We start from the raw sequence: 23,571 nt of genomic DNA, 5'->3' as shown, positions 1-23,571 counted from the left end.
AATTCGGCAATTAAGTTATGAGTTAGAAGTTGAGAAGTGGGGAGCGTCTCTGCCTTTGATCCCAACTGATAATTCTTAATTTTTACTTTACTACCGCAATATCTTGTATCAATTCCAATATGAAGGTTACACTTCCTATTTAATCTGATCTCGCTTTAGTAAGCGTGTATAGATAACTTGGAAGTTTAGCCGTGGTGGCATAGGAGTCAGTACAAATGTTAAGTCGCAAACAAATCCCTGGTGTAGTTCCTAATCAGCAGTGCGACACCTACGCGTGGTTTTCGCAACGAGCCTGGGTAGAAATTGACTTAGGGGCGTTGTCGTACAATGTACAGCAATTGGTGCAGTTTTTATCGCCGCGTACTGAGTTGATGGCAGTAGTAAAAGCTGATGCTTATGGACATGGAGCGGTAACAGTCGCCCAAACTGCAATAGAATCGGGAGCTAGTTGGCTGGGAGTCGCTACAGTTCCAGAAGCGATTCAATTGCGAGAAGGCGGGATTCAAGCGCCCATTTTGATTTTAGGAGCAACTCATACACCAGAGCAGATTCATGCGATCGCACATTGGAAACTTCAGCCCACACTCTGTAGCCCTAAACAAGCTTTAGTATTTTCCGATATCCTAGAATCCATGAATTATGGTTCTCCAGTGCCCGTACACATCAAATTAGACACGGGAATGTCTAGGTTGGGAACTAATTGGCAGCAAGCTGGTGAATTTGTGCAATTAGTGCAGCGCTTACCACATCTATCTATTGCCAGTATTTATTCTCATTTGGCAACAGCAGATGATCCTGATACTACGGCAATGGAAGAACAGCATAGACGATTTGAGGAAGCGATCGCTCAAATCAAAGCAATGGGAATTGAACCACCTTGCTTGCACTTGGCAAACTCAGCTGCTGCACTTACAAATCCGGCATTGCACTACGACATTGTGCGAATAGGTTTAGCTGTTTATGGACTCTACCCAGCAACCCATTTACAAAACGCGATTGATCTCAAGTCGGTTTTGCAACTTAAGGCAAGAGTCACCCAAGTTAAAACAATTGCCCCAGGAACAGCTGTTAGTTACGGGCATAAATTTATTGCCCCGCGTGAACTTTGCCTCGCCGTCGTAGGAATTGGCTACGCTGACGGTGTGCCTCGTAATCTTTCCAACAAAATGCAGGTGTTAATTCGCGGTCAGCGAGTTTCGCAAATCGGGGCAATTACAATGGATCAGTTGATGCTGGATGTGAGTGCTATACCCAATATCCAAGAAGGGGAAGTAGTCACCTTGCTAGGGGAACAGGGAAAAGAAAAAATTTCAGCAGACGATTGGGCAGAACAACTAAACACTATTTCTTGGGAAATTCTCTGTGGGTTTAAGCATCGTCTGCCTCGTGTTGCGGTTATGTAATTGGGCATGGAGAAGAAGCAGAGGGGCAGGGAGCAGGGAGCAGAGGGGAAAGAGGTAATTTTTTATTCTCCCCCTTGCCCCCAGCAATAAGTAGTTCTTTATCTACCCCTGCTTCCCCTGCTTCCTCATTCCCTATTCCCAAAAATAATTTCTTATGGTATGATAGTAAGCTGATGCGGATGTGGCGGAATTGGCAGACGCGCTAGATTTAGGTTCTAGTTCCGAAAGGAGTGAAGGTTCAAGTCCTTTCATCCGCACTATTAATAAATTGAATTGCCTTATCTAGGCTGGTGCTTAAACTTGAGTTGAAATTTCAAGGTTAATTGCCAGCATATTTAAATATTGCATTGCCTAAATAGGACTTACACATCAGAAATCCTGCCCTTAAAAAGCTTGTCATTAGCAGAGTTCTGTTCAAATATAAAAAATATGGATTTAATAACCTACTATTTTCGTAGGTAAAGTGCGTTATGTCCCTAACGTACCATTTCGAGTGCTTTCGCTGCGTTAAGCTGTCGCTACAAAAGATAAGTTTTGTATTCCGTTGTATCTACGTTTTTAAGTGTGAATATTAAAAGATCAATTTATTATTATCAATAAATCAGTATTATTACTGTGGTCAAGTTGAAGTTACTCGACGCAAAGTAGCTTCATATACTGCTTATCTGATTAAAGACTAAATCTAACTTCAGTGTAAATACAGAAGTTCAAATATATCACTATCTACAAAATCAGTATTATTCCCGTGGTCAGATTGGGGTTACTCAATGGAAAGTGGCTTCATCTAGTCTTGACATTTTTATGTCTTAATTGTCCAAAGATGTCTGTAAATCTCAGTAACAGTAAGTAAATTAATAATAATTTACGAATTTACTGAGATTTGATCATTTCAAAATAATGCTGTCTTCGTTGAGTTTCACCACTAAATCTAGAAATAAGCTGATGTACTTGAAAATCCAAAAGTTTGATGCTTTTTACTTGATCTCAATTATGGAATAACTCTGTACGAATTTAGCTTACACGTATCGAATTTAACTGAAGTAAAAGCAAAATGAGCACAACTCCTATAGGTAGCTACAGGTTGTTCCAGAAACTACATCCGCTATCTCTGTTGGCACAATTAACTAGTCGGCGTGCTACAGGGTGCTTAAATATATTTACTGGAATAGTTTCTTGGTCAATTTATCTAGAGGACGGTAAACTTACTTATGCCTCCTATTCAGATAAACTGTTTGAGCGGCTTGACAGTCACTTGCGGCGCTTGAGCCAGCAAATTCCTGCTCTTAACAGCGCCGCTCGTGTGCAGATGCGGCTGATGTTTGAGACGAAGAATGAACACCAATCAATACCAAATGCAGATTACCAAGCTATTTGTTGGTTAGTAAATCAGGATTATATTACTTCTGTGCAAGCAGCAAGCCTGATAGACGAATTAGCAAAGGAAGTACTGGAATCATTTCTATGTTTAAAAGAAGGTAGCTATGAATTCAGCCCAGAAAGCTCTTTGGATGAATTACCAAAGTTCTGTCGCCTGGATTTGCGATTACTTGTTGAACACTGTCAAAAGCAATTACGAAATCGGCAAAATATCCAGTCATCAGTTCCGGCTGGTGGGGGTTCCCAAGTTTTGTCTAAAATACAACCGTCTCAAGTTCAGCCACAACTGCAAATAAAACTTGGCCAAAAGTTACCGATACCAATCAATTTTGATATTCCTGAAAACAAGAAAAATACTCAGCTACCTGCTGGTAAAAAACTATATACAATTGCCTGCATTGACGACAGCCAAACAGTTTTGAATTCTATTAAACACTTTTTGGATGAAAACACATTTTCAGTTGTGATGATCAACGATCCTGTAAAGGCTTTAATGCAAATTCTTCGGAGTAAACCCGACCTGATATTGCTAGATGTTGAAATGCCAAGTTTAGATGGTTACGAGCTATGTTCTTTATTACGGAAACATTCAGCTTTTAAACATACGCCTATTATTATGGTGACTGGTAGAACAGGATTTATCGACAGGGCAAAGGCAAAAATAGTCAGATCATCAGGATATTTGACTAAGCCTTTTACACAATCAGAACTGCTAAAAATGGTTTTCAAACATCTTAGTTAATTTAGGAGTCAGAATTCAGGAGTCAGAATTCAGGAGTCAGAAGAAATGAGACAGCCAGCGAAGACATTTCAAAATTTGATAGTTTGGCAGAAAGCACATCAATTTATTTTATTAGTGTACCCATTTACTGCTCGCTTTCATAAATCAGAAATATATGGGCTTACCTCTCAATTTAGACGGGCAGCAATTTATGTACCAGCAAATATAGCAGAGGGATTTAAGAAAAAAGAATTAGCAGATAAAAGACGTTTTTTAAACATTGTACAAGGTTCTTTAGAAGAATGTCGTTATTATCTAATTCTTTCAAATGATTTGGAATATGGTGTGACTTCGGAATTAAAACTTAAAATTTAATAAGTTAGTAAACTACTGAAAAGTTATGCTAATTCCATTCTAAATTCTGATTCTTGACTCCTGAATTCTAATATGTTTAATTTATTTTTTTAGGAGATTTAATAGTGAGTCTGACTTTACTTGGCACAATTCTGATTGTAGAAGATTCTCCCAGTGAATTGGAATTGATGAGCCATTATCTGAAAGAAAGTGGTTACAACGTAATTAAAGCAAGTGGTGCAAAAGAGGGTTTAGAAAAAGCTGTATTAGAAAAACCAGATGCGATTGTTACTGATGTAGTAATGCCAGAAATGAGCGGATTTGAATTGTGTCGTTATCTGAGAAGAAATCCGATTACTGCAAAAGTGCCAATTGTAATTTGTAGTTCTAAAAACCAAGAAATTGACCGTTTATGGGCGATGAGACAAGGTGCAGATGCTTACATAACTAAACCTTACACCCGCGAACTTCTGCTAAGTACTATTAAATCAGTGGTAATTTAAATCAATGACTAGTATAAACATTACACTTCCTTCAAAAGAAACCCAAAATAATTTAGCAGACGGTTATCTGAAGTTTCAGCTAAATCAACAGACTGCTGCTGTTTTATCAATGAAACATACGCAAGAAGCAATTATTGTACCAATTGAATTTGTAACCTCAATGCCTAATATGCCTTCCTGTATATTAGGATTAATGAATTGGCGGAGTCGGATAATTTGGGTTGTTGATTTGCCAAGAATGCTTAATTTAGAATCCCTAGATTATCGACTGCGACAGTACAGTGTGATCGTTATCCTGGTGGAATCATTGGCGTTGGGTTTAGTTGTGCAAGAAATAAAAGGTACGACTAAGTTTATCCCTGATGATATTCATTCTCCTATCGGACAAGTAGCATCCAGTTTAGTTCCTTATTTATGTGGGTGCGTTGTGCAACAAGAAGAAATATTACTGGTATTAGATGCTCAGGCAATTGTGCAGTCTTCTATTCTCCGCAGTGATTAGGGTGTATTACTAAAAAGGATTTTTAGTGTTCTTATTCACATAGTTAGGAGAATTACTTTTATGTTTAATAAAACCAATACAAATCAAGGTAGTGGCGCTCAAAAACGAGCATCATTGATTTCATCCAAAAAAATAAATGGTAGTGTCATAAAGTTACCAGCTAAGACTACTAGTGAAACGGCTAATAATTCTTTACTAAATCAGGCTATTGCCTCTTTTACAAAATTCGGATTGGCTAAGAAAGCGACTATTTTAGCGATCGCAATCGGTACAATACCAGTATTGGGCATCGGCGCGATCGCTTTTAGCTTTGCCAACAAATCAATTACTAAGCAAATTACCCAGTCTCAACAAGCTGAAGCCATTGGCTTAAGTGATAAAGTTAACCGTTTCATGTTGGGGCGCTACGGTGATATTCAGGTAATATCAAGTTTACTTTTTTTGACAAGTCCCCAGGCTAGTGTAAGTATCACTAATCAAGATAAACAAGCAATCTTAGATGGAGTTATCGAAGCCTACAAAGCTTATGACAGCGTTGCTGTTTTTAATCGCCAAGGTAAATTGATTGTCCAATCCACAGGCGAACCCCTAGACAACCAAAAAGACCGTACCTACTTTCAAGAGGCTTTACAAAAAGATACTCCTATCATCAGTAAACCTGAAGCAGCAAAAAATACTGATGTAGTGAGTATTTATATAGCTGCACCTGTGAAAGAGATAAGGACGGGTCAAACCATTGGTGTGGTAAGGGCACGTATGCCCGTAAAATCTTTAGAAGAAGTCATCAAAAACTACGTAGTCAATGGGCAACAATACCATTTGCTCGATGCTTCGGGAACAGTTTTCTTGAGTCCACAAAAGGAATTGTTAGGGAAAGAGGCAAAGGGAGAGTATTCTAGTTTACCTAAACTGGTAGCAGCTAATAAGGTAGATAGTTTTATAGAAGTTCCCAAAACTTACAAAAAAGAAGAACTAGTCAGCTACGTACCAGCCACTAAGTTAGATGGCTTACCAGATTTAAACTGGCAAGTACTTTTATCAACAGACACAGCAATTGTATTTGAGCCGCAAAGACAATTGTTGTGGATTATAGGCATTGGCACAGCAGTTACAGCATTGATTGTGGCTGCGATCGCATCTCGGTTAGCTAAACTTACTACACAGCCAATTTTAAATGCGACTGCGGCATTAGCAAAGCTTGGTCAAGGTAAATTTAATACCCGTCTGGAAATCGAAAGAGAAGACGAATTAGGAGTATTGAGTGCAAACATCAACCAGATGGCCGAACAATTGCAGGTCTTAGTTAAAGAACAAGAACTGGACGTTGAAGGGGCAAAATTACTAACAGATATTACCCTACGAATTCGGAAAATTCTCAAAACTGAAGATATTTATCAAGCAGCAGTAAAAGAAGTTCAGCGATCGCTAAAAACAGACCGGGTAATCATTTATAGTCTAAATCAAAATACTGGGAATGGCGTTGTCGTTGCTGAATCGGTAACTGATAATTGGCCGGAAATGCTTGGAGTGAAAATTGACGATCCTTATTTTCGGGAACGTTATGTAGAAACTGCTCAGTATGGACAGGTGCAAGCAATTGCAAACATTCATCAAGACCAAAGCTTGAAAAATGCCGTCGGTTACGTCCAACTTTTGGAAAAATTTGCTGTCAAAGGTAATTTGATCGTATCAATTCTTGCCCAAGGACAGCTTTTATCCTTATTAATTGCTCATCAGTGCGAAACTCCTCGTGTTTGGCAACAGCCGGAAATTGACTTGTTTCAACAGATAGCAACTCAAATCGGCTATGCCTTAGAACAAGCCAAGTTATTAGAAGAGATACAATCTAGGAATGTTGCAATAATCGGTTCTGGCGACGAAATGCATCAACAAGAAACACTGCAACAGCAACTTTTACAACTGCTCAATGAGGTAGAAGGTGCAGCCAGAGGCGACTTGACAGTACGTGCAGACGTGACAGCTGGGGAAATAGGCACTGTTGCCGACTTTTTCAACTCCATTGTAGAAAGCCTGCGGGATATTGTTACCCAAGTTCAAGAAGCTGCCACCCACGTTAATACTGCCATTGGCTCTAACGAAGGAGCCATCCGCCACTTAGCAGAGGAAGCACTCACCCAAGCTGCCGAAATCAATCGCACCCTCGATGCTGTTGACCAAATGACCCTATCCATGAAAGGTGTAGCCGAAAGTGCCGAAAAAGCTGCTTTCGTTGCCAATCATGCGGCTCACACCGCTACTAAGAGTGGACACGCGATGGATTTAACAGTACAAAACATCCTGTCTTTGCGGAAAACTGTGGGTGAAACTGCTAAGAAAGTGAAACGTTTGGGAGAATCTTCGCAACAAATTTCTCGCGTGGTTTCCTTGATTAACCAAATTGCTATTCAAACTAATTTACTAGCCATTAACGCCGGTATTGAAGCAGCGCGTGCGGGTGAAGAAGGTCAAGGTTTTGCCGTAGTGGTTGAAGAAGTCGGTGAACTAGCAGTTAGAAGTGCCGCAGCAACCCAAGAAATTGAACAAATTGTTGAAAACATTCAACGAGAAACCAGTGAAGTGGTACTAGCGATGGAAATAGGCACTACCCAAGTGGTAGAAGGAACTCGAATTGTAGAGGAGGCTAAACAAAGTCTGAGTGAAATTTTGGATGTATCGCGTGAAATTGACTCCTTAGTGCAATCGATTTCCACTGCAACTGCATCTCAGGTTGAAACATCACAAAGTGTTAGCCAATTGATGAAAGATATCGCTGCTGTATCACAACGCACCAGCGATTCTTCTCGTCAAGTTTCCGAATCTCTGCAACAAACTGTAGAGATTTCCCATCAGTTACAAGAGACTGTCGAGGCTTTCAAAGTTAGTTAAATTTGTCATTTGTCATTTGTCATTTGTCCTTTGCTATTTGCTAGTGATCAATGACGAATGACTTTTGTTATTTGTCGGTTGTCATTTGTCCTTTGTCCTTTTACCAATGACTAATGACTAATGACCCTTCGGGTGACGCTCGTGCCTCGCTAACGCTGCGCTAACGCCAGTTGCTCATGGGGGAAACCCCCAAGACCGCACTGGCTCACCAATGAGCAATGACTAAGGACAAAAACTATGTTACAAGACAAAGAACTAGAAATCCAGATGCAGTTTCTGGAAGAAGCAACTGATTACTTAAATACCTTAGAAGGAGTATTACTAGAAATCGATACTAGTAACCGCATTGATTTGGATAAAATTAATGCTGCACTCCGAGCCGCTCATTCTATCAAAGGTGGCGCGGGGATGATGGGATTTAGATCCCTAAGTGATTTAGCTCATCGTCTGGAAGATTCTTTTAAAGTTTTAAAAACTAAAAAAAATTCTCTCGAAATTGATACTCAGTTGCAAAGTTTATTGCTATCTGGAGTTGACTGGCTGCGTCAGATTGTAGAATTGCTTGCAGAAGGAAATGTTGTCGAAGATCAGTGGTTAGCAACCTTTTGTTATCCAATTTTTGATGAGTTGCACGATCGCTTGGGTGACCCCACCCCTGAAGATGCCTCAACTATGCTATCCCCAGAAGATGGCCAAGACGTTATCCCCTTGTTATTTGGCACAGAAGTAGAAGAGTGTTTGCAACGCCTAGAATCTATATTGGCAGATAGCAAACAGCCCGGATTGCATGAAGAAGTTGTCATAATGGCAGCAGAATTGGGCGGTTTGGGTGAAATGCTCCAGTTGGTAGCTTTTACCAAGCTTTGTGAGTCAGTAACGCAGCAATTGGAAACTGTTACTAGTTCGCGCATTCCCGAAATTGCCCGGTTAGCATTGCAAGCATGGCGGCGATCGCAAGCTTTGGTGCTGACAAATCAATTAGATAACTTGCCTACAGAACTTGACTTAAATACTAGTTATACGCAATCTCAGCCACTATTACCAGCAGAAATAATACCACATATCGCCACAGACACAGAAGTAGTCTCAACATCTGTTTGGCAACCAGAAAACACTAAAGAAAATTGGATTAATCATGAAGCAATCGCTGCTAGTTTTACATTTGTAGATGTAGAATTTGCCGATGATGTTAATGCTGTCAATGTCACAGAGCATAATACAATATTCTCTAAAGAAAATAATCCTCCAGATGCCAAATTGGGCGAAGGTAAAGGGGAGCATGGCGTTGCTAAAGAGCGGGAAACTCATGAAAATAGCGTCCGAGTTCCCAGCAAACAACTAGAGCAAATTAATGATTTATTTGGCGAACTGATTGTTCAGCGAAATGGGTTAAATTCGCAACTAGAAAGATTACGCAAACTCGTTCGGAACTTAAATCAGCGAGTCCAAGTTCTCGACCGCGAAAACCAGGAATTACGTATCGCTTATGACAAAATTTCTACTCAATCTGAGGTGCAGGTGCAAGTTGAAAATAGCCAACAAACACAAGGCATAGAGAGAGAATTTGATACTTTAGAAATGGATCGTTATAACGATTTAAACCTGCGATCGCAGGAAGTTATGGAAACCATTGTTCAGGTACAAGAAGTAACAACTGACGTTCAACTCAGTGTAGATGATACAGACCAAATTGCTCGTAAAATAAATAAAACATCCAAACAGTTACAAACAAAGCTAAATCACATCCGAATGAGGCCTCTGTCTGATTTAATTGAACGTTTTCCCAGAGCCTTACGCGATTTAAATGTAGAGTATGGGAAAAATGTCCAGTTAAAAATTGAAGGTGGCAACACTTTAATTGAACGTAGCATTTTAGAAGCATTAAACGAACCTTTAATGCATCTCTTAAGAAACGCTTTCGATCATGGTATCGAAGACTCTAGCACCCGCCGCCTTTTGGGTAAACCAGAACAAGGATTGATTGAAATTACAGCTACTCACCGCAGCAATCGCACCCTGATTACTATCCGTGATGATGGTTGGGGCATTTCTCTAGAGAAAATTCGCACCCGCGCTTTAGCTATGGGATTGGATGCTTCTCTACTCGCTAATGCTAGTGATGAAGAACTGTTATCACTAATTTTTGAACCAGGTTTTACCACCTCCGAGCAAGTCACAGCATTATCTGGTCGCGGTGTCGGTATGGATGTGGTTCGTAACAACCTCAAACTGATTCGAGGAGATGTGAAAGTTGATACGGAACCAGGAGTTGGTACTACCTTCACCTTATCACTACCATTCACCCTTTCCGTTGCACGAGTTTTGCTGGTAGAAATCAACAAAATGCTATTGGCATTTCCCACAGATGTCATTTCAGAAATATCCTTACTCCAAGACGAGCGAGTTTTCCAAATGGCAGGTAGCGAAGTCCTAAATTGGCAAGGAAACATGCTACCACTGATTCGCTTGACTCAATATTTAGAGTTTAATTGTCTGCGCTATGATCGCTCAGAGTTAGAAACTCCGGCAGCAATTAATGCAAACAGCGTCTTAGTAGTCAAAGGTAATAATCAGCCAGTAGCGATCCAAATAGACCGTTGCTGGGGTGAACAGGAAGTTGCTATTCGCCAAGTGGAGGGAAATATACCTTTACCTGAAGGCTTCAGCAACTGCACAATTCTCGGTGATGGTCGAGTAGTGCCATTAGTCAATGTTAATGAGTTGCTGTATTGGATTGCTACAAATCGGCGGACTCCTAAAGGTACTCAATTACCATCAGCAAGGTTAAAGACACCATTCCTCATATTTGATGAAGACAAAATATCAGCAGCTTCTGTTAAACAGAAAGGCACAATTTTGATTGTAGATGACTCAATTAATGTTCGCCGCTTTTTAGCGCTGACCCTTGAAAAAGGAGGGTATCAAGTAGAGCAAGCTAAAGATGGTCAAGATGCCTTAGAAAAACTACATAGTGGATTGAGAGTAGAGGCGGTTATTTGTGATATTGAAATGCCTCGCCTTGATGGTTATGGCTTTTTAGGTAAGGTAAATTCAGACGTTGATACAAAAAATATTCCAGTTGCAATGCTGACTTCTCGTAGTAGTAATAAACATCGACAACTAGCTATGCAATTGGGGGCGCGGGCTTACTTTTCTAAGCCTTACAACGAGCAAGAATTACTCCAAACGCTGGAGGAAATAATTCGTACTGTAGCAGAAAAGGGCGCGTCTAATTGATAATTCATAATTAGTTTGATATATTTTCGTAGGGTGCGTTGGCCTTTGGCGTAACGCACCGTTTGTTTTATAGTATCTTGGCCACTAGAAGTCGCGGCTACACAGACAAAATAAAAAACTGGGTTATGTTATATCATTTCTTTATGAAGCTGCGCTGAATTTTTTAACCTTGCTTTTTCTCCTCTGTGTTCTCTGTGTCTCTGGGGTTCGTTCCTTTCTAAATTTGGTACATCTTTATACAAAATTAGTATTAGGAAAAATTCTACAGGATAATCAGCATCACATTGCGGTAGTCAAAGCTTTAAGTGGTTATTGGTCATTAGATGATAAATACTATAATTTAGCCTGGAAATGTGCCCAGAATATACATTACCAGGATTTTTATAAAGCTTGGCATCAGCATAATTTTGTTACTCGTGCAATGCAAAGCTTAAAGAAAATCCTTTTTACAAGAATAATTTAAGTACTTTTGCGGCAGCGACGTTACAAATATTTGTCCGTTAGTAACAACAGCTTGTCCATTCCTTATCAACACAGAAGTTGTCGTTACCACAGCTTGTCCGTTCGTTACCAACACAACTTGTTTCGTTCAGAACGCTTGTCTGTTGGTAACGAAAACTTGTGCGATCGTTAACAACACAAGTTGTTTCGTTCAGAACGTTTGTCTGTTCGTTAATAACACAAGTTGTTTCGTTCAGAATGCTTGTCTGTTCGTTAACAACACAAGTTGTTTCGTTCAGAACGCTTATGCAATCATTACTACAGCTTAAGCAAAACTTATCAATTAAGTTGTTTCGTAACGAATGCTTATCTATTTGTAGCAACGCTTATGCTTTCGTTAACAACGCTTAAGCAAAACTTATATAAATAAGTCGGCACGATAAAAGCAAACTGTGTGAAGAAAAGTAAACTTGTTGTTTTAGATTCTCCAAGTCCGCTTGCATTTTGGCTAAGTCTGGAGTTTCTTGAAGTTCTTCAGGCATGTAAGAACGAATCCATCCCATGATCAATTCTGAGGCTGTCTTGCCCTCAGCATTAGCTTTCTTCATAAAAGCTTCCTTTGTCTCATCGTTCACTCTAACAATTATCTGATTGCTCAATTTTGTTGTCTACCGCTTTGCCATACTACTTTCTGCTGAAAACTTTCAATCTGTAATAACTCTATTTACCTTAATTGTGGCGAATTTTGAAGATTTTGTAGTAACGCTATTGCTTTAATAGTAACTAGACAAGCGAAAACCAATTTCAAATGTTGGAGCTACAACAGATTAATCGGATGTATTCAGAGCCAAGCAGCTAAGGCAAACATTTCTATAGAACAAGGCCCACAACCTATTCGAGATAGTCCTCAAGAAAAAGCGCCAGATTTAGCGATCGCTGCTTACCATATTCGTCAAAAATTAGTGAAAAACGACATTAATTTGTGAACGGCGACATCTAATTTGTGAATATACACTCAAGTCCACTTATCGCTTTACTTATAACTTTTAAAGTGGCTCAGGTCGGAGTTGAACCAACGACCCCAGGCTTATGAGTCCCGTGCTCTAACCAACTGAGCTACTGAGCCATGTCTTTCCAAATCATTAACTAATATAGCATATAAATTTGCTCAAGGCTAACCTTTTTTGCAATTTTTTACAGCTTTCATCCCTTTTGAGGCAATAGAAAGGAAAAGAGGGAGTTTACCTCCCTCAACTAACAAGGCAATAATTTCGTTACAGATAGCCAGGAATTACACGCGTTGGGGTAGGAAGGCTATTGGGTTAACAGCTTCTTTACCTCCTGGATGAATTTCAAAGTGGCTGTGTGGGCCAGTGCTGTGACCAGTAGTACCCATTAAAGCAATTGTTTCTCCTTGATGCACTTGCTGACCAGGTTGTACCAGAATTTTGCTGTTATGAGCATAGCGAGTCGTGCTGCCATCAGGATGGCGGATTTCAACGAGGTTGCCGTAGCCACCGTTGTTCCAGCCAGCTTTTTCTATCGTACCCTCAGCTGAGGCAACAACTGGTGTGCCAGTGGAGTTAGCAATATCAATTCCTTTGTGCGGTCTTCCCCAGCGCATACCAAAGCCAGAAGTGAGAGTGCCCTTTGCTGGCCAGGTGTAAGCTAAGGTTGAAGTAGATGGAGGAGGCGTTAGTTCATCAATGGGTCTGGGCAGATATTGGTCAACTGCTGCCAAAGGTGGTATTACCTGTGGAGAAACAGTCCTTCCCCGCATCATTCCTAAGGAGTCAGAAGCATTTACTCTTACTGAAGGTGTTGCAACCTTTACGGCTACTGGAGTGCGAGAGGGAGTCCATTTACTAGCAGACCCTAGATTAGGTAAGAACTCTGGGTTTACTACCTCACTAGGGCGTACAGAAGTACGGAATTGGGGCTTAATTGGCTGAACGCTATAGTTACTCCGAATCGGTGTAGGAACTGGAATTTGGATTGCTACACTATTGGGTCGAGCCGCATTGGGTACAGTGAAATTATTAGGGGTAGAAATAGGAGCGAGCATTGCAGCACTATTAGTTTCAGAAGCTGCTGTTGACACAACTGAGTTCCCAGACTGTTGAGTGCGATATTTCTGCTGTAACCTCTGAATTTCCGCTTGTAAGCTCCGCAAACGGTCATTGTTGTTATTGTTGACCCTTGCTACCCTATTTGTTGGTGCTTTAAACTGTTGCATTTCGGCAAAAGTTTGTGGCACTTGATTTTCACCACCGACGCCATAAGAAGTAGGGGTAGGGGCTGTTTCTAAGTCGGTCGCACTATTTGCCTGAATCTGAACAGTTACCGGTGTAGGGACGGTAATGTTACTGTTGTCGGCAATAGCTGGTGATTGTGAACTAGGTAAATATGAGTTGGCACTACCAATAATTATAGGGGAGTTGTCTACTTTCGGAGCTTTGCTGGACTCTACAAAAGTAGTACTCGCTACAGTGGGGTTACTTGCTACAGTTGCCTCAATTTGAACAGCAGGAATAATTAGTTGTTGACTAATTTTCAGTTCATTTGGATTATTGAGGTTATTTGCCTTAACTAGTTCTGATACGGAAGTGTTATATCTGCTGGCGATCGCTGCTAGTGTATCTCCAGGCTTAACTTCGTAGGCTGTTCGAGTCGAGGACGCAATAACTGTTGGTGCAACTGGTGGTTTTAGTGCAGTCGTCTGTGTCTTCTGTTTTAACTTCGATATCAAGTTCGCTTTGCTTGCATCGCCAGAAGTGTCCAACTGGGCTAATACGGTCTTCTCAACTACAGTTGTTGGCGCAGCCAACCCCATATCAGCTTGTGATAAATCTTTAGTTTCCCCAGACCGCAACTGTGCCAGACTGTTTCTTAAACGGTTCGATTTTTCTTGTAAACGATTCAGTGCGAACTCTTGTTGCGCCTTAAGTTGTGCATTTATTTCACTGTTGGCTGCGGTTGACGTTGCCACTATTTGTGGCTGGGCAGTTAGTGATGCATTTGCAATACCAGCACCATTAGCACTAGACTCAGACAGATTATTAACTGTTGGGAAACTAGTCTCAGCTAAGGTATTGTTTAATCCCTGTGCCACTTGGGGGTTCAGGTAAGTGGAATTTTTATAAACTGCTGTTCCTTGGGAAAACCTTTCTGATGCAGGAACTTGCAAAGACATTCCCTTTGCCGCGACTTGCCATTTAGCTTCAAGCCCAGGCACTTGTGAGACTGCCGTTGGTTCCACGATAACAGGATTTTCCGGCACGCTCGCTGATGAGACTGCTTGGGACTCCAGCTTTGTGGAGGCGAATTTCACCTCAGTGTCAGGAACAGCAGGAATCGTTGAAGTTGCCTTTTGGCTACCTACAGGTACTGCTGCTTGGGCTTGATCGCTTTGTCGAGTCACCAAAAGGCTGGTTGCTCCCATAGAGATTGCCAAGCCAATCATGGCGGCTTTTGTCCGCACCCGGCGGTTAACTTTTGGATTTATCACATTTAGCAGTTCTACCGGGGCATCATCGCTGCTGGGGTTATTGTTCAACACAGCTTTCACTCTCTTTTTCAATGCTCGTTTCAAAGACGACCTCCTATGATCACTAGCGCTTAACTGACCTCGATTTTTCAGTTGGATACTAGTAAATGATTTAGATCACAACGAATGATAGATCAAGATCGCATTCACCAGAGATGCTTACGCAAGATTAACCTGCTTCTCTGATTTAAACAAGTTCACACGTATTAGCAAAATTTAAATTTTGCTGTGTTTACTTGTCCGAACCACTCCTCACACCATTTAGGACGTTTTACTTTTTACCATTGTCCGCCATTGTCTTGCGTCAATCGCGGGGACTGGACAAACTATTTGCCAAGTCCATAGTCGCTGCCGAGAATTAAATTGCTGCGACTTCTGGAAAAGTGATGCCCCCCACTGTAGATATCTTCAAGATATTTCTACCCAATCAGTCTTCTCAACACGAGACTTTACGTTGATTATTCCCTAAAAAACAACCGTATGATCTATCGGCTACTTTGGGGCTACTTTATAACCTTGCTCGAACTAAAATGGCTCAAATGTTTAATGTGACTGAATTTAGCTCTTTTTACCCCCAATTTAGGATGCTTCAGATTCATCAAAATCTATCATTCAAATTTGGCAATATCCCAACTTTTATATACAAATTTCTTATAATAACCTTCCTATCCTTGTAAGTATCTTCCACTACAATTTCGGAAAAAAACTAATTTTAGGTATCTTGTTTTACATATTATTGCAGTAATCAAGAAAACTTTTACTGCCACAAATCGTTAGTTTAATAGATACCTAGAAATTTTATAAGTATGTTTACTTATGACTATGAAGGTAAATAACTATTGTAGATAGCCTAACTGACGACGGGTTTCAAATAAGCTAATTGCTACACTCACTGAAAGATTCAAGCTGCGAACCCCCGGTTGGCTCATGGGAATATACAGAGTAGCATCGCAATCTGACAGAATTGCTGGTGGTAAGCCGGTAGTTTCACTACCAAACAGCAACCAATCATCTGGTTGAAACTGAAAGCTGACGTAATTACAATTTCCACCGACACTAAAACCCAACCATCTGCCTCCACGCTGCTGATGTACGGTTTTAAAGGCTTCTAGCGATTCATGATAGTGCAGTTTAACGTAAGGCCAGTAATCCAATCCTGCTCTTTTGAGGTAGCGATCGCTAATTTCAAATCCCAAAGGCCCCACCAAATGCAACTCTGTACCCGTAGCAGCACAAGTACGGGCAATATTACCTGTATTAGGAGGAATTTGTGGGTTAACTAAAACTACCTGGGGCATTGACCGTATAATCTACGTATTGTATAAAAAAATTTCTTGTCAATGTTAAATCTACCAAAGGGTAGAGGCGATTCATAGGTTTTGTTAATAATAATCAAGCATCCTTCAGTAATTAGATTTTTAAAACGAAGCCCAAACGCTCCCAGAGCAATGTCTAAAAGGATATTTAATTAAAATCAGTAAATATTAAGTTTTGTGTAGAAAGAGAAAGGGCTTTTGTCCTTTAGGGCTAGTACCGTAAGGCAGAAGTTAACACCATCCCTTGGAGACGCTGTTCGCGTTCGGGGAATTAAAAATTAAAAATTTAGGAATTTTTCTCAATTCTTAGTTTTACATTTTCAATTTTTAATTGGAGCATACTCCTAGGTCGAAGCAAGCTACGCACAGCGTCTGGTAGAGAAGCGACGGTCAAAGGTCACGCATAATTGTATTCCGAGCTTCTTGCGCCATTAGAAATGGTATGTTTATTTCCGCGCCTACTATACTAGTAGTCTGTTAAATTAGTGGTCTATTGCATTAAATATGATGGGTGAACTTATTCTAAACTTTTCTTCCTTTGCGGGAAAAGGCTTTGCGTCTATGCGGTTCGTTTCTCAACCCCCTCAAAATTAATGAAACAGCCTACTAGCCCCTGCCAAACACACTGCCAAGGGCACGCGCCATATTTTGCGGTTGCATTGCATCCATTGCGGCGGTAGGTTCGTAGCCGCAGTGAACCATGCAATCGGCACACTTGGGATTACCACTAGCCCGGCCGTATTGACTCCAGTCAGTTTGTGCCAGTAATTCCTTGAAGGTAGAGTAATAACCTTCGTTTAGCAGATAGCAAGGTTTTTGCCAGCCGAGAACGCTATAACTTGGGCTACCCCAAGGCGTGCATTCGTAGTCCTTTTCACCAGTGAGAAAATCTAAGAACAGTGGATTGTGATTGAAGTTCCAGTTTTTTTCACCAGCTTTATAGGGAGCCAGAATTTGCCGGAAGAGGGTGCGTGTTTGTTCTCGGTGGAGAAAATGATCTTGATCTGGTGCCCACTCGTAACTGTAACCGGGAGAAATCATCATCCCGTCAGTATTTAGCGTTTCCAGAAAGTCGAAGAACTCTTGCATATCTTTGGGTTCAGTACCCTCAAAGATAGTGGTGTTAGTGGTGACACGAAAGCCTTTAGCTTTAGCGGCACGAATGGCTTTGACAGCAATATCAAAAACACCTTTGCGATCAACACACTGATCGTGCAACTCCCGCATCCCATCTAAATGCACACTAAAAGTCAGGTAAGGAGAAGGTTGAAACTTATCCAGGCTCTTTTCTAATAACAAGCCATTGGTACATAAGTAAATATATTTCTTGCGCTCAATTAATCCCTGAACAATGTCATCAATCTGGGGATGTAGAAGCGGTTCTCCCCCAGGAATTGAGACAACTGGTGCGCCACACTCTTCTACTGCGGCAAAGCACTGTTCTGGGGTAAGATTTTGCTTTAAAATTTCCTTTGGATGTTGGATTTTACCACAACCAGTACAGGCTAGATTACACCGAAAAAGAGGTTCCAACATCAATACTAAGGGGAAGCGTTTACGTCCTTTCAAACGCTGGGTAATAAGATACTTCCCAATATCCATAGCTTGTTGTAAATTAACTGCCATTCTATTACTCCTCTGTTGATGAAAACACCACGTTCTCAACCCCAAGATTTATCTGTGGGGTCTTTAATTTTGAATTTTGTTAGCGCAGCGTTAGCGAGTCCGCGAGCGTCATTTTGAATTTTGAATTCCCCAGAGGGATTAACATACCCCTGAGCAACAAACCAATCTACAGCATCCTTAAGTGCCACCTTTAACGGAGATTGAGGTAGACCTAACTCTCGTACAGCCTTGGCGGCATCGTAATACATAGGTTGTTTCGCCATCCGAACACCATCCAATGGCACTGAGGGCGATTTTCCCAAGGGTGCGAGAATGTTTTCATCAACCCAGGCAACACTAAGAGGGAGCCAAGCGGGTATTGTTCGTTGAGGCGCGCTTAGACCTGTTATATCGGCTAGTTGTTCGAGTAGTTCCTTGAGGCTTAGGTTTTGATGACCTAAGATATAGCGATCGCCTGATTTACCTCGCTGCAAAGCCAGTAAATGCCCCCATGCTACATCCCGCACATCGATAAAATTCAAACCAGTATCTAAGTAAAAGGGCATTTGCCGTCGCAAAAACCGCAGGATTATATCACCTGTCGGGGTAGGTTTGATATCCAACGAGCCAATTGGGCTGCTGGGATTGACTATAACTACCTCCTGACCTTTAGCAAAGGCTTGTATGGCTTCTTGTTCAGCGAGAAACTTAGACTTTTTGTAGTCACTCACCAACTTTTCTAAGGGACTCTGATGTGTCTCATCGACGACTTGACCAAATGATCCTACCCCAATTGCCGCTACTGAACTGGTATAAACGGTGCGCTCAATGCCAGCTTTGCGGGCTGCTGCCAACACATTGCGCGTACCCAGGACATTGTTATGGTAGAGTAACTCCCGGTCTGTTTGCCACAGTGAATAATGGGCTGCCACATGAAATAGATATTGACAACCTCTCATCTGTTGCCAGAGATTTGGATCGTTCAAATCGCCTTTGACAATTTCCACCTCCAAACCGCGTAGATTCTCCAAATTGCTGCTTGAACGGACTAGGGCTTTGACATCATATCCCTGTTGCAGCAACAACCGTACCAAGTGGGCACCAATAAAGCCCGTACCCCCAGTGACAAAAACTTGCATCAATTTCTCTCCCTCGTCTGAAATCGGGGAAACCAATCATCCAAAATGGCGTAGACTACCGGCACAACTATCAAACTGAGGATAGTTGAAGTCACCAGTCCACCTGCGATCGCTACAGCCATAGGCGATCGCAATTCCGAACCAGCACCAAAACCTAATGCGATCGGTAGCATCCCTAAAATAGTGGAGGCAGTGGTCATCATAATTGGTCTGAGGCGCACTAATCCTGTGTTGAGGATTGCCTCGGTGCGATCTAAGCCAGCGTTGCGTAACTGATTGATGTAATCCACCAGCAAAATGGCATTTTTATTTGCCAACCCCAGCAAAAACACGAAGCCGATCAGTGAAATCATGCCAAAATCGCTTTTGGTGATTAGTAACGCCAACATTGCCCCCACTAGCGCTAAAGGCAAAGAGACACCAATCACCAGAGGGTCTACCCAGCTTTTGAACAGCAAAATTAGTACAATGACAATACACAGGGCAGATAGAGCTAAAGTACTGCCAAAACTGCTAAAAACTTTTCCTTGGCTAGCAGAATCTCCTCCTAAATTTAAGGAAACATTAGGAGGTAACACCGCCTTAGCTTCAGCTACCACTTTGTCAGTAGCATCACCCAAGGATAAATCCTTGCCAAGATTAGCACTGACATAGGCCACCCGTTGATTATTCAGACGCTCGATTTGAAAAACTGTACCCTGTGGATTTGTTTCACCTGTAACTGTGACATCAGCGAATCCCGGTTGTCTCTGAATTCTCTCTTTAATTGCTTTGACTGCTTTGCTTAAGGCTTGGAGATCATTACCGCGTAAAGCTATCTGGAGGGGTTTTTGACCGCCAGAATCAACAAATTGAATATCTTCGACACTAGTAGTTACCCCAGAAAGAGTAGGTAATGAGGAGCGGAATTGGTCTTGTAGTTCCGCAGTAGTGTTTGTGCGATCTTTTTTAAGCTTTACATATAGTATCCCTTTGTTCGGCTCACCCTCACGGGAACCAACAGTGGTAAATACCGTTTCAACTGCCGATGATTTTCTTACAACCTCTTCTAATTTCTTTGCAACCTCAAGAGAATCATTTAAAGGATTGGGAATGGGGAGTGGGGAGTTGGGAGAGACGCGATTAATCGCGTCTGTACTAGGGAGTGGAGATTGGGTATTTGGGTTTATCCTCTGCCCTTCTAGTCCACTAGAAATACTCGGCAAAGGAGCCGTATAAGCAATATTAAATTCGCCGCGATCAAGTTTAGGAATAAAGCCTTTGGGAATTAGTGGAATCAGTGCTATACCTGCGATGAAGCTGAGTACAGCTAACCCGATAACTATCTTGCGGTGATTCAAAGACCAACTCAGCAAGTTTCTGTAAAATTGGGTAAACGCTACCCAGATTCTTGCTTCTCGACGCGGGGAGAGCGAGGATTTAGGTTTCAGCCAGTAGATAGCTAGAACTGGAGATAAAGTCCGAGCAACTAGCATAGAAGCAAGCATCGCGGCTGAAACAGTGATGCCGAAAGGCTTGAAAAACTGACCGATCACCCCACCCATCAAACCTATGGGCAGAAAAACCGCTACTGCTGTCAAAGTGGCGGCGGTGACTGTCAACCCAATCTCATTTGTAGCTAAAAGCGCTGCTTGGCGAGGAGTTTCCCCATCTTCTACGTGTCGCATGATGTTTTCCACATCAACGATCGCATCATCAACAATACTACCAATCACCAAAGCTAAAGCCAGCAGGGTAATTGTTTCTAGGTTAAAGCCGAAAATCGCCATGACGATAAACGTCGCCAACAAAGACGTAGGAATCGCCAAGGCAGAAATTAGGGTGGCTCGCCAATTCCACAAAAAAGGAAAAATTACTACTATTGACAACAAGACTGCTTCCATCAGCGCATCAATTGTTGACTGAGTGGCTTGACGGATATATTCTGCTTGAGTAGAAGCTAAAGTTAGTTTGACATCCTTCAGACTAGACCGCAGCCTTTGGACTTCTTTTTCAACTCGACTCACCACTTCCAAGGTGTTAGCGCTACCACGTTTGATTACCTGAAATGCGAGTGCATCTTGCCCGTTAAATCGGACTAATGTTGCCCCTGCTTGAGGGATAGATGCACTCGCATTCAATGGATTTAGGGGAGTTACAGTAGCGCCACCCAACAGTGAGACTTTTAGAACTCCTGGAAGTTTAGCGATCGCACTCACAATCTCGTCTTTCGCCAACTTTGTCAAATCTGTAAGATTCCGCGTGGGACTCTCAATGGCATAACTAATCGCGGCTGACTCATTTAAATTCAGGGGAATAATTTTAGAAGTCGCCCCTTGAGGTAGAGTCAACTGCTTGAGGGCAGTTTCAACTTCTTTGGTCGATGTTTCTAAATTCGTCCCAACGGCGAAAGAAAGGGCAACGGCTGTTTGACTAGGATAAGTGGATGAGCGAATATTCTCCAGTCCTTCTAGGGAGCGGAGGCGTTCTTCTAAAGGTTGGGTGAGCTTCGCCTCTGTATCCAGGGCAGTTGTCAGGGGGGCTGTAGCATTCACAACCACCACTGGAAATGTAATATCTGGAAACAAGGCATACTTGAGGGAACTGAAAGCCAGAACACCAGCTACTGTTACGGCAATCCAAAAACTCACTGTCAGCCACGAAAATTGAATCGCCAATTTAGAAATATTGAAGACTTCTCGTGCGGATTTGGAGTTATGAAGCTTTACCATCTTGGAAAATTATCGTGTGGGTGACACAATTATTTAGTCATGCTACAGCAATCACCTTCGGTTTGCGAGTTTTGGTTATTACTAAACAGCAATATTACTTATTGTCACTCAGATATGACCCAATCTTTAATACAAAAGGAAACTTCAAAGATGAAACTTGGTTCTGTTGAGCATAAGGAATTATTCTGCCAGAGCTTTATGGAAAGCTACAGGGAATACGAGCCTGAGAATCTGCCATGGCCAGATTTGGACGATACAGCCTTAACTTTGCTACGCAGTATTCCCTTCTGGGATAAAGCTTTGGATGCAGAGCGACAAGCCGGAGCAATAGTTAGTGGTTACGCAGTAATGGTGAATGACCCTATTTTACAAAAGACGATCGCTCTCCAAGGTAAAGAAGAATTACGCCACGCCCGCCTACTTCAAACATTAATCGACCGTTACGATATCCAAATACCAGAACGTCAACCTATTGAAGTTCCCCAAAATATTGAGCCAATCTTTACGCGCTTTGGCTTTGAAGAGTGCCTGGATACCTTCTTTGCTTATGGGCTATTTGCGATCGCTCGTGAAACTAATGTGTTTCCAGAGTCAATCTTCACAATCTTTGATCCGATCATAGACGAAGAAACACGCCATATTGTCTTTTTTGTCAACTGTACCTATACACAAATTCATCGTGTCCAGGGATTTACCCCTCTGCGGAGTATCAAAACCCTCTGGCACTACGGTAAGGCACTCAGCAATTTGATTGCCGTCTTTGGCAATGATGACCCCAGTAAGACAGGCTTCGCCGTCACCGGTACTGACATCTTTATCAAAGACCTCACAATCGAAAAATTTCTCAGCATTTGTCTATCAGAAAATCAGCGCCACATGAGCAAGTATGATCCGCAACTACTCCAACCGCAATTACTACCCAGACTTGCCAGTATCGCCCTCCGCATCCTTGAGTTAATACCCAAACGTAAACTTGAAACTGTCGAGAGGGCTAGTGCCTAATTTTTTGCCCATCACCACAATTCTGGTACCTCAGGGAGCAGAATATAAAGCTGTCTGTCGCGGATTAAGCGGCGTTACTGGTTCCATCCCAACAGTAGTAGCTATACCTGTTGGGACGAAGCCTTTACTTAAATACCTACAACAAGGACAATTTTTAGCTCCATCCAGAGTGCTGATTATGGGTATCTGTGGCAGCTTGAGCGATCGCTATACAGTTGGTGATATTGTCCTGTATCAAGATTGTGTTTATCAGGAAAAACGGCAAGAATGCGATCGCACTTTCACAGCACAATTACACTCAGCACTCAGTACAGACGCGATTAATAGCGTCTCTCCTCACTCTCCACCAAATCTAGTCAAGTCACTGACAAGCGATCGCGTAATTTGGTCTGCTGCCGAAAAACGCCGTTTAGGTGAGACTTTGGCGGCTGATGTTGTTGACATGGAAGGATTTACCGCCCTAGAGTTTTTCAATGCGGCGGGAGTTGTAGTGGCAATGCTGCGAGTAGTCAGCGACGATTGTCAGCACAATATCCCCGATCTCACACCAGCAATTAACTCTGATGGCTCCCTAAATCCTTTCCCTTTAGCAATGGGAATGCTTCGACAGCCCCTTGCTGCGACTCGGCTGATTCGAGGTTCGTTAACTGCATTAAAGGTGTTAGAGCAAGTTACAAATCGCCTCTTTTCTGGCAATAAACTGGAATAAGTATTAAGCGACTAGAAGTCGCTACTACATAAACAAAATCCACCTCCGTGGACTACACAAAATCAAAGGTTTGTTAACCTGCGGAGGCGGGTTTTGTCTCGTCTAGTCAAGCTAGTAC

General features: G+C 41.9%; 17 protein-coding genes and 2 tRNA genes. 12 read left to right on the top strand and 7 right to left on the bottom strand.

Annotated features, from left to right (window positions below; genetic code table 11):
* The first annotated feature begins 215 nt into the window (after positions 1 to 215).
* The 9 genes from alr to ACFE90_RS06675 all read left to right on the top strand — a co-directional run bounded on the left by alr (position 216) and on the right by ACFE90_RS06675 (position 11,446).
* Complete coding sequence (gene alr / locus ACFE90_RS06715) at positions 216 to 1,403, top strand: alanine racemase (protein WP_375498911.1); 1,188 nt, start codon at positions 216 to 218, stop codon at positions 1,401 to 1,403.
* 175 nt (positions 1,404 to 1,578) lie between these two features.
* Positions 1,579 to 1,660, top strand: a tRNA-Leu gene (locus ACFE90_RS06710).
* Positions 1,661 to 2,454: 794 nt separating this feature from the next.
* Positions 2,455 to 3,522 (top strand): response regulator, encoded by a 1,068-nt coding sequence (locus tag ACFE90_RS06705; RefSeq protein WP_375498909.1) that lies wholly within the window; start codon positions 2,455 to 2,457, stop codon positions 3,520 to 3,522.
* A 45-nt stretch (positions 3,523 to 3,567) separates the two neighbouring features.
* Positions 3,568 to 3,876 (top strand): four helix bundle protein, encoded by a 309-nt coding sequence (locus tag ACFE90_RS06700; RefSeq protein WP_375498907.1) that lies wholly within the window; start codon positions 3,568 to 3,570, stop codon positions 3,874 to 3,876.
* 104 nt (positions 3,877 to 3,980) lie between these two features.
* On the top strand, positions 3,981 to 4,358 hold the full coding sequence (locus ACFE90_RS06695; RefSeq protein WP_375498905.1) for a response regulator transcription factor: 378 nt from the start codon (positions 3,981 to 3,983) through the stop codon (positions 4,356 to 4,358).
* A gap of 4 nt (positions 4,359 to 4,362) precedes the next feature.
* Positions 4,363 to 4,860, top strand: coding sequence for a chemotaxis protein CheW (locus ACFE90_RS06690; RefSeq protein WP_375498903.1), 498 nt, complete (start codon positions 4,363 to 4,365; stop codon positions 4,858 to 4,860).
* A gap of 60 nt (positions 4,861 to 4,920) precedes the next feature.
* Positions 4,921 to 7,746 carry a methyl-accepting chemotaxis protein gene (locus ACFE90_RS06685; protein WP_375498901.1) on the top strand — a complete coding sequence of 942 codons (2,826 nt, stop codon included), beginning with the start codon at positions 4,921 to 4,923 and terminating at the stop codon, positions 7,744 to 7,746.
* A 237-nt stretch (positions 7,747 to 7,983) separates the two neighbouring features.
* A complete protein-coding gene (locus ACFE90_RS06680) occupies positions 7,984 to 10,983 on the top strand; it encodes a response regulator (RefSeq protein ID WP_375498899.1) in 3,000 nt (999 codons plus the stop codon).
* Positions 10,984 to 11,152: 169 nt separating this feature from the next.
* Positions 11,153 to 11,446, top strand: a complete 294-nt coding sequence (locus tag ACFE90_RS06675) for a hypothetical protein (RefSeq protein WP_375498897.1) — start codon at positions 11,153 to 11,155, stop codon at positions 11,444 to 11,446.
* Between the two features lie 385 nt (positions 11,447 to 11,831).
* Here ACFE90_RS06675 and ACFE90_RS06670 read toward each other — a convergent pair whose 3' ends face one another.
* From ACFE90_RS06670 to ACFE90_RS06640, 7 genes are all read right to left on the bottom strand, one after another.
* Positions 11,832 to 12,032, bottom strand: coding sequence for a hypothetical protein (locus ACFE90_RS06670; protein WP_375498895.1), 201 nt, complete (start codon positions 12,030 to 12,032; stop codon positions 11,832 to 11,834).
* A gap of 444 nt (positions 12,033 to 12,476) precedes the next feature.
* Positions 12,477 to 12,550, bottom strand: a tRNA-Met gene (locus ACFE90_RS06665).
* Between the two features lie 165 nt (positions 12,551 to 12,715).
* Entirely contained in the window at positions 12,716 to 15,016 is a 2,301-nt protein-coding gene (locus ACFE90_RS06660; RefSeq protein ID WP_375498893.1) for a peptidoglycan DD-metalloendopeptidase family protein, read from the bottom strand.
* A 791-nt stretch (positions 15,017 to 15,807) separates the two neighbouring features.
* Complete coding sequence (locus tag ACFE90_RS06655) at positions 15,808 to 16,269, bottom strand: tRNA (cytidine(34)-2'-O)-methyltransferase (RefSeq protein WP_375498891.1); 462 nt, start codon at positions 16,267 to 16,269, stop codon at positions 15,808 to 15,810.
* 624 nt (positions 16,270 to 16,893) lie between these two features.
* Entirely contained in the window at positions 16,894 to 17,913 is a 1,020-nt protein-coding gene (hpnH, locus tag ACFE90_RS06650; RefSeq protein WP_375498889.1) for an adenosyl-hopene transferase HpnH, read from the bottom strand.
* Between the two features lie 35 nt (positions 17,914 to 17,948).
* Entirely contained in the window at positions 17,949 to 19,031 is a 1,083-nt protein-coding gene (gene hpnA, locus ACFE90_RS06645) for a hopanoid-associated sugar epimerase (protein WP_375498887.1), read from the bottom strand.
* Positions 19,031 to 21,742, bottom strand: a complete 2,712-nt coding sequence (locus tag ACFE90_RS06640) for an efflux RND transporter permease subunit (protein ID WP_375498885.1) — start codon at positions 21,740 to 21,742, stop codon at positions 19,031 to 19,033. Before ACFE90_RS06640 ends, hpnA begins: the two co-directional genes overlap by 1 nt.
* Here ACFE90_RS06640 and ACFE90_RS06635 point away from each other — a divergent pair.
* Genes ACFE90_RS06635 through ACFE90_RS06625 form a run of 3 tightly spaced genes read left to right on the top strand, consistent with a single transcriptional unit; the run spans position 21,712 to position 23,453 of the window.
* Positions 21,712 to 21,912, top strand: a complete 201-nt coding sequence (locus ACFE90_RS06635) for a hypothetical protein (protein ID WP_375498927.1) — start codon at positions 21,712 to 21,714, stop codon at positions 21,910 to 21,912. The genes ACFE90_RS06640 and ACFE90_RS06635 overlap by 31 nt on opposite strands.
* Complete coding sequence (locus ACFE90_RS06630) at positions 21,893 to 22,744, top strand: ferritin-like domain-containing protein (protein WP_375498883.1); 852 nt, start codon at positions 21,893 to 21,895, stop codon at positions 22,742 to 22,744. The genes ACFE90_RS06635 and ACFE90_RS06630 overlap by 20 nt, the downstream gene beginning before the upstream one ends.
* Positions 22,737 to 23,453, top strand: a complete 717-nt coding sequence (locus ACFE90_RS06625) for a phosphorylase (protein ID WP_375498881.1) — start codon at positions 22,737 to 22,739, stop codon at positions 23,451 to 23,453. The genes ACFE90_RS06630 and ACFE90_RS06625 overlap by 8 nt, the downstream gene beginning before the upstream one ends.
* Positions 23,454 to 23,571: the final 118 nt, after the last annotated feature.

Source organism: uncultured Nostoc sp., from assembly GCF_964245445.1.
Classification (GTDB): domain Bacteria; phylum Cyanobacteriota; class Cyanobacteriia; order Cyanobacteriales; family Nostocaceae; genus Nostoc.
The sequence above is the reverse complement of the archived record's forward strand: the minus strand, read 5'-3'. Positions and strand labels throughout refer to the sequence as shown.

Coding starts and splice junctions, on each gene's coding strand:
- hpnH (WP_375498889.1), bottom strand. CDS start 17,913: ATGGCAGTTAATTTACAACAAGCTATGGATATTGGGAAGTATCTTATT.
- ACFE90_RS06670 (WP_375498895.1), bottom strand. CDS start 12,032: ATGAAGAAAGCTAATGCTGAGGGCAAGACAGCCTCAGAATTGATCATG.
- ACFE90_RS06690 (WP_375498903.1), top strand. CDS start 4,363: ATGACTAGTATAAACATTACACTTCCTTCAAAAGAAACCCAAAATAAT.
- alr (WP_375498911.1), top strand. CDS start 216: ATGTTAAGTCGCAAACAAATCCCTGGTGTAGTTCCTAATCAGCAGTGC.
- ACFE90_RS06640 (WP_375498885.1), bottom strand. CDS start 21,742: ATGGTAAAGCTTCATAACTCCAAATCCGCACGAGAAGTCTTCAATATT.
- ACFE90_RS06700 (WP_375498907.1), top strand. CDS start 3,568: ATGAGACAGCCAGCGAAGACATTTCAAAATTTGATAGTTTGGCAGAAA.
- ACFE90_RS06685 (WP_375498901.1), top strand. CDS start 4,921: ATGTTTAATAAAACCAATACAAATCAAGGTAGTGGCGCTCAAAAACGA.
- ACFE90_RS06705 (WP_375498909.1), top strand. CDS start 2,455: ATGAGCACAACTCCTATAGGTAGCTACAGGTTGTTCCAGAAACTACAT.
- ACFE90_RS06630 (WP_375498883.1), top strand. CDS start 21,893: ATGAAACTTGGTTCTGTTGAGCATAAGGAATTATTCTGCCAGAGCTTT.
- ACFE90_RS06680 (WP_375498899.1), top strand. CDS start 7,984: ATGTTACAAGACAAAGAACTAGAAATCCAGATGCAGTTTCTGGAAGAA.
- ACFE90_RS06655 (WP_375498891.1), bottom strand. CDS start 16,269: ATGCCCCAGGTAGTTTTAGTTAACCCACAAATTCCTCCTAATACAGGT.
- hpnA (WP_375498887.1), bottom strand. CDS start 19,031: ATGCAAGTTTTTGTCACTGGGGGTACGGGCTTTATTGGTGCCCACTTG.